The sequence below is a fragment of the Pedobacter africanus genome, from assembly GCF_040548825.1.
GTDB classification, from domain to species: domain Bacteria; phylum Bacteroidota; class Bacteroidia; order Sphingobacteriales; family Sphingobacteriaceae; genus Pedobacter; species Pedobacter africanus_A.
The window spans coordinates 350,122-364,305 of the sequence record NZ_JBEPSL010000005.1; the positions used below are offsets into that span (position 1 = coordinate 350,122).

The window sequence follows — 14,184 nt, forward strand, 5'->3', positions numbered from 1 at the left end:
ATATAAGATGATAAATTTAGTTTGGCTGGTTCCGTTAATTCCTCTGTTGGGCTTTGTAATAAACGGTCTTGGGAGAAATTCACTATCTAAAAACCTGATTGGTTTTATAGGAAGCAGTGTGATATTCATTTCATTTGCAATCAGTGTAGGCATCTTTTTTGAACTGGGTGCAGATGCCAATAAATCTCATGAGATATTTCTTTTTAACTGGATCAGTGCAGGAACGCTTGACATTCCATTGTCATTCCTTGTCGATCCATTGAGCTCGCTGATGTTGCTGATCATTACCGGTGTGGGTTTTCTGATTCATATTTATTCGATTGGCTATATGCACAGCGATGAGGGCTTTGGTAAGTTCTTCAGCTATCTGAACCTGTTCATCTTTTTCATGCTGCTGCTGGTTTTAGGCTCAAATTATATTGTGATGTTCATTGGCTGGGAAGGTGTAGGGCTTTGTTCTTACCTGCTGATCGGCTTCTGGTATACCAATAGCAGCTACGCCTCTGCGGCTAAAAAAGCTTTTGTGATGAACCGTATTGGCGACCTTGGCTTTTTGCTGGGTGTATTCCTGATCTTCACTACCTTTGGCAGTATTGAATTCAGCAAGATCTGGCCTCAGGCAGCAAACATGCTTCCGGGAAATGGGACCATTGCTTTAATTGCCTTGTTGCTATTTATTGGTGCTTGCGGTAAATCCGCCCAGCTGCCTTTGTTTACCTGGCTGCCTGATGCGATGGCCGGCCCAACCCCTGTTTCGGCACTGATCCACGCAGCTACCATGGTAACTGCTGGTATTTATATGATTGCCAGATCGAACCTGCTGTTCGACCTTGCCCCAATGATCCAGCATGTGATTGCCATTGTTGGTCTGGCTACAGCAATTGTAGCTGCCATTATTGCTTTAACCCAAACGGATATTAAAAAAGTACTGGCCTATTCAACCGTATCCCAATTGGGTTACATGTTCCTGGGCCTGGGTGTGGGTGCTTATAACGGGGCTTTTTTCCATGTCATTACCCATGCTTTCTTTAAGGCATTGTTGTTCCTGTGTGCAGGTTCTGTGATTCATGCTTTGCACCATGAACAGGATATGCGCCATATGGGCGGATTGCGTAAAAAACTGCCGGTAACCTTTTTGACCATGCTGATTGGTACCATAGCAATAGCCGGTTTACCTCCATTCTCTGGTTTCTTTTCTAAGGACGAGATTTTAGCGCATGTTTACCTGCATGATAAGGTGATGTGGGGAATTGCCGTGTTTGGCGCATTTTTAACCGCGTTTTATATGTTCAGGATGCTGTTCCTTACGTTTTACGGTAAGTACAGGGGGACGCACCATGCTGAAGAAAAAATCCACGAGTCGCCTAAATCGATGACCCTTCCTTTGATCGTTCTGGCAGTTTTATCCGCTATAGGCGGGGCAATTGGTATTCCTGAGGCATTGGGTGGAAACCACTGGCTTTCGCACTGGCTGTCGCCGGTAATCAAACATACCGGAGAAGCACCTGACCATGCTACAGAATACATGCTGATGGCAGTTTCTGTAGTAGGTGTACTGATCTCCATTGGCCTGGCTTATGGTAAATATGTGAAGCAAAATCATATTCCTGTACCTGACGAAACGAAACGTCCGGCACTGGCCAGTCTTTCGTACCACAAGTTTTATTTTGATGAAATCTACGATGCGGTGATCAGAAAACCCCTGGATGTCTTATCAGGCTTTTGCTATAAGATTGTTGACAATAAGATCGTGGATGGCATTGTAAACGGCTTTGGCTGGACTGCATCTGAAGCCAGCAAAGGCATGCGTTTGATCCAGTCTGGAAATGTTGGCTTTTATATTTTTATGATGGTGATAGGCATCATCTCATTGTTATTGTATACTTATTTATCTCTGTAAAAGATCGTTCAAGAAAAGATAATGGAACAACTTTTAATACTTCTCCTATTTTTACCATTGCTTGGTGCCCTGGTTACCGCATTTTCCGGAAATGCAGCAAAGCATGTTGCATTGGGTTCGGCAGTCGCATCTCTGGCCCTGGCATTGATCATGGTATGCAATTTTATACCGGATGCAAGTACACAATTTGTTGTAAACTGTCCCTGGATAAGAGATCTTGGCATCAGTTTTCATGCAGGGGTTGATGGGATCAGCATGATCACCATATTGCTGACCAATGTACTTGTACCTTTGATCATCCTGGCTGCTTATCAGCATCAATATAAAAGTGCAAATGCATTTTTTGCATTGATCCTGTTTATGCAGACCGGTTTGCTGGTGGTATTTACGGCAATGGATGCCTTTCTTTTCTATATCGGATGGGAAGCAGCCCTGATTCCAATTTACTTTATCTGTGCAGTTTGGGGCGGTAAAAACAGGATAAAGGTAAACATGAAGTTCTTTGTATATACCATTGCGGGTTCTTTATTTATGCTGCTGGGGATCATTTATCTTTATCTGCAGAATCCGGCCAGTAATTTCGACATACAGGCTTTTTACAGCCTGAACCTGGATGGTACACAACAAACCTGGATATTCTGGGCCTTCTTTGTGGCCTTTGCCATTAAGATGCCGGTATTCCCTTTTCATACCTGGCAGCCGGATACTTATACCGAAGCTCCTGCGGCCGGAACTATGTTGCTTTCGGGTATCATGCTAAAGATGGGTATTTATGGGGTGATCAGGTGGTTGTTGCCTGTAGTGCCTGCCGGAGTTGCGCAATGGGGACAGCTGGCGATTATTTTATCCATTATCGGGGTGGTTTATGCCTCATTGATCGCTTTTACACAAAAAGATGCAAAGCGCCTGGTGGCTTATTCTTCAATCGGTCACGTAGGCCTGATCTCGGCGGGTATATTCGCTTTAAATGTGCAGGGGATGCAGGGCGCCATGATCCAGATGCTGAGCCATGGTGTCAATGTGGTAGGTCTATTCTTTGTGCTCGACATTATTGCCAGCCGTGTGGGTACTTATAAGATTGCGGAACTGGGAGGAATTGCAAAACAGGCGCCTAAGCTGGCCATCGTATTTTTGATCATTGTGCTGGGAACCGTTGCCCTGCCGGGTACCAATGGCTTTATTGGCGAGTTCCTTTTGTTGATCGGTATTTATCAATATAGCCTCTGGGCAGCTGTATTTGCTGGTCTTACCATCATCTTTGGTGCGGTTTATATGTTCAGGATGTACCAGAATGTAATGCTGGGTAAAACCAATGACCTGACCATTGGCTTTACAGATATTAAAGGTTCGGAACAGCTGGTGTTGTATATTATCTGTGCGCTGGTTATCGTTTTGGGGGTTTACCCTAAGCCGGTTTTGCAGTTGTCAGAAGCCTCGGTACAACATTTATTAGAACAGGTAACTCAAAAATTAAATCAGTAAAAGAAGGAAATGAATATCATCATAACAATAACTGTTACAGCTTTGGTAGTGCTTTACGCAGGTTTGTTTAAAGCTAAAAAAGCGTTATTACCCCTTACCTTACTGGGTTTGCTCCTATCGCTGGCATTTGTAGTTACAGGCTGGAATACCGATCAGACCTATTATGGCATGATGCAGATGGATAATTTTGCACTGGCTTTTACCGGCTTAACTGTTTCGGGGACTTTACTTATATTCTTACTTACACAGAACTATTTTGCTGCCGACAGTGAAAATATAGCGGAATATTTTACACTGATCCTGTTTGCGCTGGCGGGTATAGTGATCATGGTTTCCTATAAAAACATGTCGATGCTGTTCATCGGACTGGAGATCATGTCGGTCAGCCTTTACATACTGGCAGGTATCAGAAAAGGAAATTTTGCTTCTAATGAAGCGTCATTGAAATACTTTCTGATGGGGGCCTTTTCTACCGGCTTCCTGTTGTTTGGTATTGCGCTGATTTATGGCGCTACGGGGTCTTTTGACCTTGATACGATTAACAAGTTCCTGGTGAGCAATTATAAAACCATACCACCCATGTTTTACCCAGGGGTAATTCTGCTGCTGATCGGTTTGTGCTTTAAAATCGGGGCTGCACCATTTCACTTCTGGACACCAGATGTATATGAGGGGGCACCTACACTGATCACGGCATTTATGTCAACCGTAGTAAAAACAGCTGGTTTTGCCGCGTTCTTAAGGTTGTTTGCCGGCACACTTGCGCCATTGCACGATTTCTGGCTGCCGCCAATGATGGGTATTGTATGTTTAACGTTGCTGATTGGTAACGTTACAGCTCTTTTCCAGAAAAACTTTAAAAGAATGCTGGCCTACTCCAGTATCTCGCATGCAGGCTACCTGCTTTTCTCGCTGATCACCTTAACAGGAAATTCATCGAGTAACGTGCTGGTGTATGCGGCTGCCTATACTTTTGCAAGCATCATTGCCTTTGCAGTATTGATCCTGGTCAAACAAAAAACCGGAGATGACAGCTTTGAAAGTTTCAACGGGCTAGCCAAACGCAACCCTTTAACGGCATTGGTACTTACTATAGCTATGTTGTCGCTGGCGGGTATTCCTTTAACTGCAGGTTTTATAGGCAAGTACCTGATGTTTGTGAATGTAATGAAAGAATACCAGATATATCTGGTGGCATTTGCGATTTTAAATGCACTTGTTGGCTTTTATTATTACTTCAGGGTTATAGTTGCCATGTACTTCAAAGATGGTCATGAAACGGAGCTCCAGACGCCTGCGCAATACCAGGTGGCATTGGTGTTATCGGTAGTGATTACAGTGATTTTAGGCGTATATCCGGCGGTAATTTTAAATCTGATATAGTCTCTTCTCTAGATAATTATTTGTAGTTTTACGAATAATTGAAATATGCAAGATTTCTGGAATACGTTACAGCACTTCATTGATCCCGAAAAATTACTTAGAGAAGGTGGTTTTTACGTTGTAATGTTTGTGATCTTTGCCGAAACAGGCTTGTTCTTTGGATTTTTTCTTCCGGGGGATTACCTCTTGTTTCTTGCCGGGATGTTCGTGGCAACAGGTAAGTTAGACGTAAATATATATGTCCTGATTATCGGCCTATGTGTTTCTGCTGTATCCGGTAATTTTGTAGGCTATTGGTTTGGGCGAAAGACGGGGCCGGTACTGTATCACAGAAAGGAATCTTTCTTCTTTAAAAGACGTTATTTGAAGGCCGCAGAAGAATATTACCATAAACAAGGAGCCTTTGCGCTGATTATGGGTAGATTTGTACCGATTGTAAGGACCTTTGCACCGATTTTTGCTGGTGTTGTAAAGCTGGATTTTAAGCGGTTTGCTTTATACAACGTTGCCGGGGCATTGATCTGGATAGCATCCTTAACTTTGCTAGGATATTTTCTGGGCAAGAGATTTGAAAAAGAAATTAACGATTATTTATTATATATTATTATAGGCTTTATTGTTATTACAACTATTCCGTTAATCGTCACATTTGTGAGAAAGAAGGTAGTGAAAGATAACAACGACGAATTATCAAATACGCAACAATAAAATGAAAGACGACCATCATCCGTGGCACAGTGTTTCTCCGGGCAATAACGTGCCTGAGACTGTAAATGCCATTATTGAAATTCCAAAAGGATCAAAAGCAAAGTACGAAATCGATAAAGATTCAAACCTGATTAAATTAGACCGTGTGCTGTTTTCGTCAGTGATGTATCCTGCAAATTATGGTTTTATCCCGCAAACTTACTGCGATGATAATGACCCTCTTGATATTCTGGTACTGTGTTCTGTAGATGTTTACCCGATGACCATCATTGAAGCCAAAGTTATTGGTGTGATGCACATGGTGGACAATGGCGAACAGGATGACAAGATCATTGCCGTAGCTAAGAACGACATGTCTGTGAACTACATCAATGACCTGGCCGAACTACCTCCGCATACCATGAAAGAAATTGTAAAGTTTTTCCAGGACTATAAGGCCCTTGAAGAAAAGAAAGTAACCATTGAACATTTACTGGGTGTACGTTATGCCCACAAAGTGATACAGGAAAGCATAGAGCTTTACGACAAGAAGTTTAGAAATAATTCTTAAATGGAAGCATTTAAAATATTTTTTACCTTTTTTCTGGTAGCCCTTAATGGTTTTTTTGTTGCAGCAGAGTTTGCAATAGTGAAAGTAAGGGCTTCCCAGATTGAGATAAAAGCTAAATCCGGGAGCAGGGTTGCGAATATCGCAAAGCACATTACCCAGCATTTGGATGGGTATCTGGCTGCGACGCAACTTGGAATCACCCTGGCCTCACTGGGGCTGGGTTGGGTTGGCGAGTCGGTAATGCACAGCATTGTGCACGACCTGCTGATCAATTTCTCCTTGTCGGAGGTATACATCACTTCTATTTCTACCGGAATAGCCTTTATGTTCATTACCGTAATGCACATTGTATTTGGAGAGCTTGCTCCTAAATCGGTAGCCATTCAACGACCTGTTGCAACTACTCTTTTCATAGCATTGCCACTGCAAGGTTTTTATCTGATATTCAGACCCTTCATCTGGGTATTGAATGGATTTGCCAATGTGGTACTCAAGATCTTCGGCATTTCCAATGTAGGCGGGCATGATTCTGTACACAGTACAGAAGAATTGCATTACCTGCTGGATCAGGGGAAAGAAAGTGGTGCGTTGGATACCAATGAGCACGAGTTGATCAAGAACGTTTTTGATTTTAACGAGCGCGTGGTAAAAAATATTATGGTTCCACGAACCAAAATTATGGGTGTAGAGGTTTCTACACCAAAAAAAGAAGTTGTAGAGAAGATCATTGCAGAAGGATATTCCCGCTTGCCGGTATATGATGATATCATTGATAAGATCATCGGTATTGTACATGCCAAGGATATCCTTCCTTTACTTGCAGAAAATAAAGACTGGGGATTGAAGGATATCATCAGGAAGCCTTACTTTGTTCCTGAAACGAAAAAGATCAATGACCTGCTGAGCGAGCTCCAGCAGAAACGCATACAGATCGCCATTGTGATTGACGAATTTGGCGGTACTGCGGGTATGGTTACCCTGGAAGATATCGTGGAAGAAATTGTTGGCGAGATACAGGATGAATACGATGAGGAAAAGCCTAATGTTGAAAAGATTTCAGATACGGAATTCATCATCAACGCCTACGCCACTGTTTACGATGTGAACGAGCACCTGCCGCATGACCTGCCGGAGGATGAGGACTTTGATACGGTGGGTGGACTGGTTTCCCATGCTTTTGGTAAAATACCCGAGGTGGGCGACAGTGAAGAATGCTACGGTTATCTGTTTACGATCCTGAAGAAAACCGAACAGAACATAGAAACCATAAAGCTGGAACTGGTAATCAGTAAGAAGGATATGATCGACCTCCATTAAAATCAACACCATGCATGTTTTTTATACCCCGGATATCAGCGCTGATGCGTATTTGTTAAGTGAGGAGGAAAGCAGGCATTGTACAAAGGTATTGCGTTTGGGCATAGGTGCCCAGGTTTACCTGATCGATGGTGTCGGGGGGCTTTACAAGGCAGAGATTACCGGCGAAGCAAAGAGAAATGTAGCCCTTAGGGTAATAGAAACCCAAAGGGAATACAACAAGCGCAGTCAGCATCTTCATATCGCCGTTGCTCCTACAAAAAATATAGACCGGCTGGAGTGGTTCCTTGAGAAGGCCACTGAAATCGGTATTGAAGAAATTACGACGGTGATCTGTGAGCGCTCGGAACGTAAGGTGATTAAGGAAGACCGGTTGTATAAAGTGATCACATCAGCTGTAAAGCAATCGCTACAGGCCTATCATCCGGTATTGAACCCTCAAATTGCTTTGGCCGACTTCCTGAAACAAAATAACAACAGCACGAAGATGATTGCCCATTGCCTGGACAATGAGCCAAGGCAATATATGAGCGATTTGATACAGCCGGCACAGGGTTATACCATTCTGATAGGGCCCGAGGGCGATTTTACACCCAGGGAAATTGAAATGGCTTTGCAGGCGGGCTATAAACCCTTAACTTTAGGTAATACACGGCTCAGGACGGAAACCGCTGCCCTGGCAGCCTGTTTTGAAGCAAATTATTTAAACAGATGAAAATCAGGTTAGGCGGATTTCTGATATTGTTGCTGCTGAGCAGTTTTTGGGTTCCTACCTATAAAATGGCCAAGCTAAAGTATAACGGCGGGGGTGATTGGTATGCAAACCGGACAGCGTTACCCAATCTGATCGATTTCTGTAATAAAAACCTGAAAACGAATTTTAGTCCACAGGACGCGATTGTGGAAGTGGGCAGTGCAGAGATTTTCAATTATCCTTTCGTTTATTTAACCGGGCATGGCAATGTTGTTTTTAGTACTGCCGAAGCCACCAATTTACGAAGGTACTTAACAGGTGGTGGTTTTTTGCATATAGATGATAACTACGGCCTGGATAAGTTTATCCGTACGGAGATGAAAAAAGTATTCCCGGAGCTTAGCTTTGCTGAGCTTCCCGCAAACCACAGCCTGTATAACCAGAAGTATAAATTTCCTAATGGTTTGCCCAAGATTCATGAACATGATGGTAAAGCACCGAAAGGATATGCCTTGATGTGGGAAGGTAGGATGGTTTGTTATTATACCTATGAATGCGATTTAGGCAATGGCTGGGAAGATTTCGGCACCTATCCCGAAGATACACAGGAAAAACGGACTAATGCACTTAAAATGGGTGCTAATCTGGTGCAGTATGCATTAACACAATAAAAGAAGCAGATGAAAGTAAACGTAAATGATCATTATAATTTTGAGGTAGGGCTGGAGCGGGATGTGCTTACAGTGGAAGGTGCCGAGGTTCGTCTGGATTCAGCGGTGCTGTCTGACAAACATGTAAGCATCATCTACCAGAACAGATCTTATAACATAGAGCTGGTGTCAGAAGATAAAGGTGAAAAAACCAGTATAATAAAAGTAAATGGCAATTTATATCAGGTTGCAATTCAGGACCAATATGACCTGTTGTTACAGCAGCTTGGGTTCGACAATTCCAAAACCAGTAAGATGAAGGAGATTAAGGCCCCAATGCCTGGCCTGGTGCTGAATGTGATTGTCCAGGAAGGGCAGGAAGTGAACAAGGGTGATAACCTGCTGGTCCTTGAAGCGATGAAAATGGAGAACATCATCAAATCGCCCGCCAGTGGGACTGTCAAAAAGATCCTTGTCAGCAAGGGCGATAAAGTCGAAAAGAACGAAATACTGATACAGTTTTCATAAAAAAGGAGCAGGTTTAACCTGCTCCTTTTTTATGAAAGACGACTATGTCTTTAGCGGCTTTTAAAGGCTCTTCCTGCTTTCGGTTTAAACTGTGGTTTTCCGGTGGATCTGATTTCCGGCGCTCCCAGCATGGTCATTGCACATCTGAAACCGATATCGGCTGTAGCCTCATCTTGCTGCAGGAACCTTCTGCTGGCCGGGTTTAACCATAGCGCCTGGTCATTCCACGAGCCTCCTTTATAAACCCTTGATTTATCATTGATCAGGGTAATTTCTCCATAGAATTCACTTTGTGGATCCCTGTATCCCCTTTGGTCTGCATAAGTATTTTTTACAGAATCAGCTGGTTTGTTTGCTGAAGCCTGTTTCTCTGCCCAGGTCTGTTTTTTTGCATAAAGGGCATCCGTCATTACCGGTTTATTGTATTTATCAATAGCCAGTTTTCCGGTTGAAGGATCAGCAATTTTCTTATCCTGGTAATAGTTACCACGGTAAGGGTTAAACGCATCTGCAGCTTCAAAAGTATGGGAACGATAAACATCGGCCACCCATTCATTTACGTTTCCTGCCATATTGTAAAGTCCAAAATCATTAGGGGTATAAGACCTTACGGCTACAGTAATACTACCTTTATCATTCAATGATCCGCCTACACCCATATAATCCCCTTTGGTCCTTTTAAAGTTGGCAAGGATCAAACCGCGGGTACTTTTCCTGGCCGAGCTTAGACCCAGTCCGCTCCATGGGTATATTTTATTGCTATTGATGTTCTCATATTGGGTATTGCCAATAAGGCCCAGAGCGGCATATTCCCACTCGGCCTCTGTAGGTAAGCGGTAAGGCTGCTTTAAGATCCCATCCTCCAGGCGCACGGTTCTGGTAGCGGTATTTCTTCCTCCTGTGGTACCTGCTGCCGCTGTATTTGCAGGGTTAAGGTCTTTCATGGCCTTTCTACCTTTGTCGTCATGCTGGCCGGCCAGATAAGTATCTGTACTGAATGGGCCGGTTGGCAGTGGAGTTGCGGGGGCTGCCGCGTTGGCCCTTGCGGAACCGCCATTTAAATCTTTGAAGGTGGTCATATAACCACGCTCACGAAGCAGGAGTTCGTTTACACGGTCTGTCCGCCATTCGCAATACCTTTCTGCCTGTTCCCAGGAAACGCCTACCACAGGATAATCCTGATAGGCCGGATGTCTCAGATAATTATCTACATAAGGCTCGTTGTAGGAAAGCGGTCTGCGCCATACCAGGGTGTCTGGCATTTCATTGTAGTAATATTCGTAATCTTTAGGGAAGTTGGTGCGGATCCAGTTCAGGTATTCCAGCCAGTTGGTATTGGAAACCTCTGTTTCATCCATATAGAAAGAAGAAACTGTTGTTTCTCTTTTGTGGTTGTACGAACTCAGCTCCTGTCCCGGAACATTGATTGCGCTTCCGCTCATCACAAAAACCCCGCCCTCTATTTCTACCAGTCCGGGGCCTGGACCGCGTTTGTACCTGTTGTTAACTACAAAACCACCATATTCCTTCTTGTTGTAGTCCATACCGGTTTTGTCTGATTTACCTGATCTGGATTTACAGGAGACAAAAGACGTTACAGCCACAAGGGATATAAGTAAGTATAAGTATGTTTTCTTCATATGGGAATGATATATATGTTCTTTTAAGGTGCCTGATGTTTTGTATAAAAACACTTTAGCACTACTAAGAGTTAAAATTACGTAAAAAAAGGGTTACGCACCAAGAAGATAATTAATAAAGTGAAAATAACTTTCCGGATTAAAACCGGTAGTTAGGGTAACAATACTTTGAAATTACTGAACACTATGTTAACTTGCAGACAATAATTGTTTAAATTATTTATAGCGGATGAATTTTAGATGTATTGTTAAAGCTGCTTTAAGCGTTATCTCCTTAGTGGCAGCTGGAGCAACGCTGCGTGCCCAGGTAGTCCAGCCGGGCACCCAAACCAATGGCAGCCAAGCGAACAACATCATTACTGCGGTACCTTTTTTGCTGATCACACCGGATGCACGTGCAGGTGGTATGGCTGATGCAGGTGTGGCCGTGCAGCCCGATGCCAATGCCATGAGCATTAATCCCGCCAAGCTTGCTTTTTTAGAGAAAAAATACGGTTTTTCTGTTTCCTATAGTCCCTGGTTAAAAAGTCTTGTCCCGGATGTAAACCTGACTTATGTCAGCGGCTTTTATAAACCCGACGAACGAACCACGCTGGGCAGTTCACTGCGTTATTTCAACCTTGGAGAGATTCAGCTGACAGACATTAACCAGCAGGACCTGGGTGTTTATAGTCCGAATGAGCTGGCTTTTGATGTCACCTATTCCAGGCGTATGGGCGAAAGCTTTTCCCTGGGCACCTCATTGCGTTATATTTACTCCAACCTGAGTTCTGGGCAGTTTACGGCCGGACAGGAGACCCATGCCGGCTCGGCACTTGCAATAGACGCGTCGGCATATTTTAAAAAGCCAACAGTATTTCTGGGTACTGATGCCATACTTTCTGCAGGGCTCAACCTCTCCAATATTGGCACTAAATTGAGTTATTCTGATGGGGGGAGCCGGTATTTTCTGCCTGCAAATTTAAAAATCGGTGGAGCGTCCACTTTTTTGATGGACGACTATAACCAGTTTACCTTTGCACTTGATTTTAACAAACTGCTGGCGCCCACTGAGCCTGTTTACGATGTAAACGGAAAGATTTTGCGGGGCCGGGATCCGGACCGTTCTGTTCCTGCAGGGGTTTTCGGGTCCTTTACAGATGCACCTGGAGGTTTCAGCGAAGAGATCAAGGAAATAAATATAGCGGCAGGGATAGAATACTGGTATAACCAGCAATTTGCCTTCAGGGCAGGTTATTTTTATGAAAGTCCGAAAAAAGGAAACAGGCGTTACGCCACACTTGGGGCCGGGTTAAAATACAATGTATTTAATATAGACATTGCCTATCTCATTGCCAATGCCGAGAAAAGCCCCCTGGCAAATACACTAAGGTTTACCATGCTTTTCAATTTCGGGGAAGCCAGGCGTTGACCATGCATTTAACAAATACAAAAGATAAACAGATAAAGAGAATGAAGATTAAAGTAGGTTTTGGATTTGATGTACACCAGTTAAAGGAAAATCACCCTTTTATTGTGGGGGGCGTTCAACTGGAACACCATAGCGGGGCTTTTGGGCACTCTGATGCTGATGTGCTGCTGCACGCTGTATGTGATGCTTTGCTGGGTGCAGCGAATTTAAGGGATATTGGTTTTCATTTTAAAAACACAGATCCCCGCTGGAAAGGGATCAGTAGCTTGGTCCTTTTGCAGGAAACTGTAAAACTGCTCAAAGAAAAAGGCTATGAAATCGGGAACATCGATGCCATGTTGTGCATGGAAGCACCTAAGATCAACCCGCATATCCCTGCCATGCAGCAGAATATTGCCGAAGCGGCAGGGATATCCATAGAAGATATTTCTATCAAAGCCACAACCAATGAGCAGATGGGCTTCATCGGAAGGGAAGAAGGGGTTGTTGCTTATGCGGTGTGCCTGATACAGAAGTAGGTTAGGCTTGTTTTACAAACTGAAGTTCACCCAGGATTTTGACATCTTCGCTTACCATTACACCGCCTGTTTCCAAGGCGGCATTCCAGGTTAAACCAAAGTCTGTACGGTTAATCTTGCCGCTGATGGTAAAACCCGCTTTGGTATTTCCCCATGGGTCTGTAGCAATCCCGCCGAATTCTACGTCAAGTTTTACCGGTTTGGTAATGCCTTTAATGGTCAGGTTGCCTTTTAATTTGTAATCATCGTCATCTTTTTCCAGTGATGTAGATTCGAAAGTGATTTTCGGGAATTGATCGGCGTCGAAGAAATCGCCGCTTTTCAGGTGGTTGTCGCGGTCATTATTGCCCGTATCTATAGATGCTGTTTCTGCTTCAAATTTAACGCTGGCATCCTCGAAATCATCTGATGGACTGGTTAATGATGCGTTTAATGATTTCAGGCTGCCGGTTACAGTGGTAATCATTAAGTGTTTTACTTTAAATTGCAGTTCGCTGTGTGCGGGGTCTAATGCCCAGTTTGTAGTTGCCATAATATTGTTGTGTTAGGTATTTCAATTATTTAACAACACAAAGTTATGGCGCTATGTTTAGCCAGGCATTGATGTATGATAAGAAAGCATTAAGAAAAAGTTAAGCTTTAAAATGCTTATGCGCCAGGTCTTTGCGTACCCGGCTCAAAGATTCCGGGGTAATGCCCAGATAGGAAGCGATCATCCATTGCGGAACCCTTAAAGTAAGGTTGGGGTAGAGCTTGATAAAATTCAGGTAACGTTCTTCTGCCGTTGCGCTGAGCAGCATATTGATCCTTTTCTGCATAAACCTGATGGAATTGTTCAATATGGTGTGGTTCAGGTCGTGCATGCAGGGTACGACCTTAGCTGCTTCATTGATGTAATCTTTTGGGATTACGACAGCTTCGGTATGCTCAATAGCATCAATAAAGAAGTCCGAGCCTTCATTAAAAAGCATCCCGTTACGGTCCGACAGCCACCATTGTTCAGGAGCGAACTGAATGATGTGTGTTTTGCCTTTGCTGTCAATGGAATAACTGCGCAGCAGGCCGCTCATAACAAAATAACCATGCGTAGAAACTTCACCTTTCATCAGGATCATTTCATTCCGTTCAAAGGTTTTTATTCGCAATTTGTCAGAAATCAGTGCAAACTGTTCGTCGGTAAGGGCTACTTTATTTTGTAAATAGGCTTTAAACTGTTCCAGCATAGAGATATGGATGATGCTATTTTTTATGAGGTTCAATATTGGAGAAATCTACACCGCATTTGCAGTTACCCCCACAGGCACCTTTTTTTTGGAATATTGCGCGGTAAACCATGCGCCCCACATAAAATATGGCGGCAGCAAAAAGTAATATCACCAAGATGTTTTGAATATCCATAATAC

The 14,184-nt window shown here is 43.5% G+C and carries 15 protein-coding genes; 11 read left to right on the forward strand and 4 right to left on the reverse strand.

Features of this window, described 5'->3' with window-relative positions; all coding sequences use genetic code 11:
* Nucleotides 1-7 precede the first annotated feature (7 nt).
* The 9 genes from nuoL to ABIE26_RS23305 are packed head-to-tail and all read left to right on the forward strand — an operon-like array spanning nucleotide 8 to nucleotide 9,212.
* The gene (gene nuoL, locus ABIE26_RS23265) at nucleotides 8-1,900 is read left to right on the forward strand and encodes an NADH-quinone oxidoreductase subunit L (protein ID WP_310145857.1); all 1,893 of its coding nucleotides are present in this window, start codon (nucleotides 8-10) and stop codon (nucleotides 1,898-1,900) included.
* A gap of 21 nt (nucleotides 1,901-1,921) precedes the next feature.
* Nucleotides 1,922-3,382 (forward strand): complex I subunit 4 family protein, encoded by a 1,461-nt coding sequence (locus ABIE26_RS23270; protein ID WP_310145856.1) that lies wholly within the window; start codon nucleotides 1,922-1,924, stop codon nucleotides 3,380-3,382.
* 9 nt (nucleotides 3,383-3,391) lie between these two features.
* The gene (locus ABIE26_RS23275) at nucleotides 3,392-4,765 is read left to right on the forward strand and encodes an NADH-quinone oxidoreductase subunit N (protein ID WP_310145854.1); all 1,374 of its coding nucleotides are present in this window, start codon (nucleotides 3,392-3,394) and stop codon (nucleotides 4,763-4,765) included.
* A gap of 45 nt (nucleotides 4,766-4,810) precedes the next feature.
* Nucleotides 4,811-5,473, forward strand: a complete 663-nt coding sequence (locus ABIE26_RS23280; RefSeq protein WP_084238883.1) for a DedA family protein — start codon at nucleotides 4,811-4,813, stop codon at nucleotides 5,471-5,473.
* A gap of 1 nt (nucleotide 5,474) precedes the next feature.
* Nucleotides 5,475-6,023: an inorganic diphosphatase gene (locus ABIE26_RS23285; protein WP_310145853.1), complete on the forward strand. Its 549-nt coding sequence runs from the start codon at nucleotides 5,475-5,477 to the stop codon at nucleotides 6,021-6,023.
* Nucleotides 6,024-7,340 (forward strand): hemolysin family protein, encoded by a 1,317-nt coding sequence (locus tag ABIE26_RS23290; protein WP_084238885.1) that lies wholly within the window; start codon nucleotides 6,024-6,026, stop codon nucleotides 7,338-7,340.
* 10 nt (nucleotides 7,341-7,350) lie between these two features.
* Entirely contained in the window at nucleotides 7,351-8,055 is a 705-nt protein-coding gene (locus tag ABIE26_RS23295) for a 16S rRNA (uracil(1498)-N(3))-methyltransferase (RefSeq protein WP_310145851.1), read from the forward strand.
* Nucleotides 8,052-8,705 (forward strand): DUF4159 domain-containing protein, encoded by a 654-nt coding sequence (locus tag ABIE26_RS23300; RefSeq protein ID WP_310145849.1) that lies wholly within the window; start codon nucleotides 8,052-8,054, stop codon nucleotides 8,703-8,705. The genes ABIE26_RS23295 and ABIE26_RS23300 overlap by 4 nt, the downstream gene beginning before the upstream one ends.
* A gap of 9 nt (nucleotides 8,706-8,714) precedes the next feature.
* Nucleotides 8,715-9,212 carry a biotin/lipoyl-containing protein gene (locus tag ABIE26_RS23305; protein ID WP_310145848.1) on the forward strand — a complete coding sequence of 166 codons (498 nt, stop codon included), beginning with the start codon at nucleotides 8,715-8,717 and terminating at the stop codon, nucleotides 9,210-9,212.
* Nucleotides 9,213-9,262: 50 nt separating this feature from the next.
* On the opposite strand, the gene ABIE26_RS23310 is transcribed toward ABIE26_RS23305, so the two are convergent.
* Nucleotides 9,263-10,852, reverse strand: a complete 1,590-nt coding sequence (locus tag ABIE26_RS23310; RefSeq protein WP_310145847.1) for an SUMF1/EgtB/PvdO family nonheme iron enzyme — start codon at nucleotides 10,850-10,852, stop codon at nucleotides 9,263-9,265.
* 229 nt (nucleotides 10,853-11,081) lie between these two features.
* On the opposite strand from ABIE26_RS23310, the gene porV reads away from it, so the two are divergent.
* Together porV and ispF are read left to right on the forward strand one after the other, a co-directional pair.
* Nucleotides 11,082-12,263, forward strand: coding sequence for a type IX secretion system outer membrane channel protein PorV (porV, locus tag ABIE26_RS23315; protein ID WP_310145845.1), 1,182 nt, complete (start codon nucleotides 11,082-11,084; stop codon nucleotides 12,261-12,263).
* A gap of 41 nt (nucleotides 12,264-12,304) precedes the next feature.
* Nucleotides 12,305-12,781 carry a 2-C-methyl-D-erythritol 2,4-cyclodiphosphate synthase gene (gene ispF, locus ABIE26_RS23320; protein WP_310145844.1) on the forward strand — a complete coding sequence of 159 codons (477 nt, stop codon included), beginning with the start codon at nucleotides 12,305-12,307 and terminating at the stop codon, nucleotides 12,779-12,781.
* A 1-nt stretch (nucleotide 12,782) separates the two neighbouring features.
* Here ispF and ABIE26_RS23325 read toward each other — a convergent pair whose 3' ends face one another.
* From ABIE26_RS23325 to ABIE26_RS23335, 3 genes are all read right to left on the reverse strand, one after another.
* Nucleotides 12,783-13,313, reverse strand: a complete 531-nt coding sequence (locus ABIE26_RS23325) for a YceI family protein (protein ID WP_310145842.1) — start codon at nucleotides 13,311-13,313, stop codon at nucleotides 12,783-12,785.
* 100 nt (nucleotides 13,314-13,413) lie between these two features.
* Nucleotides 13,414-14,004 (reverse strand): Crp/Fnr family transcriptional regulator, encoded by a 591-nt coding sequence (locus ABIE26_RS23330; RefSeq protein WP_084238900.1) that lies wholly within the window; start codon nucleotides 14,002-14,004, stop codon nucleotides 13,414-13,416.
* Between the two features lie 16 nt (nucleotides 14,005-14,020).
* Nucleotides 14,021-14,179 carry a FeoB-associated Cys-rich membrane protein gene (locus ABIE26_RS23335; RefSeq protein WP_310145840.1) on the reverse strand — a complete coding sequence of 53 codons (159 nt, stop codon included), beginning with the start codon at nucleotides 14,177-14,179 and terminating at the stop codon, nucleotides 14,021-14,023.
* Between the last annotated feature and the right edge of the window lie 5 nt (nucleotides 14,180-14,184).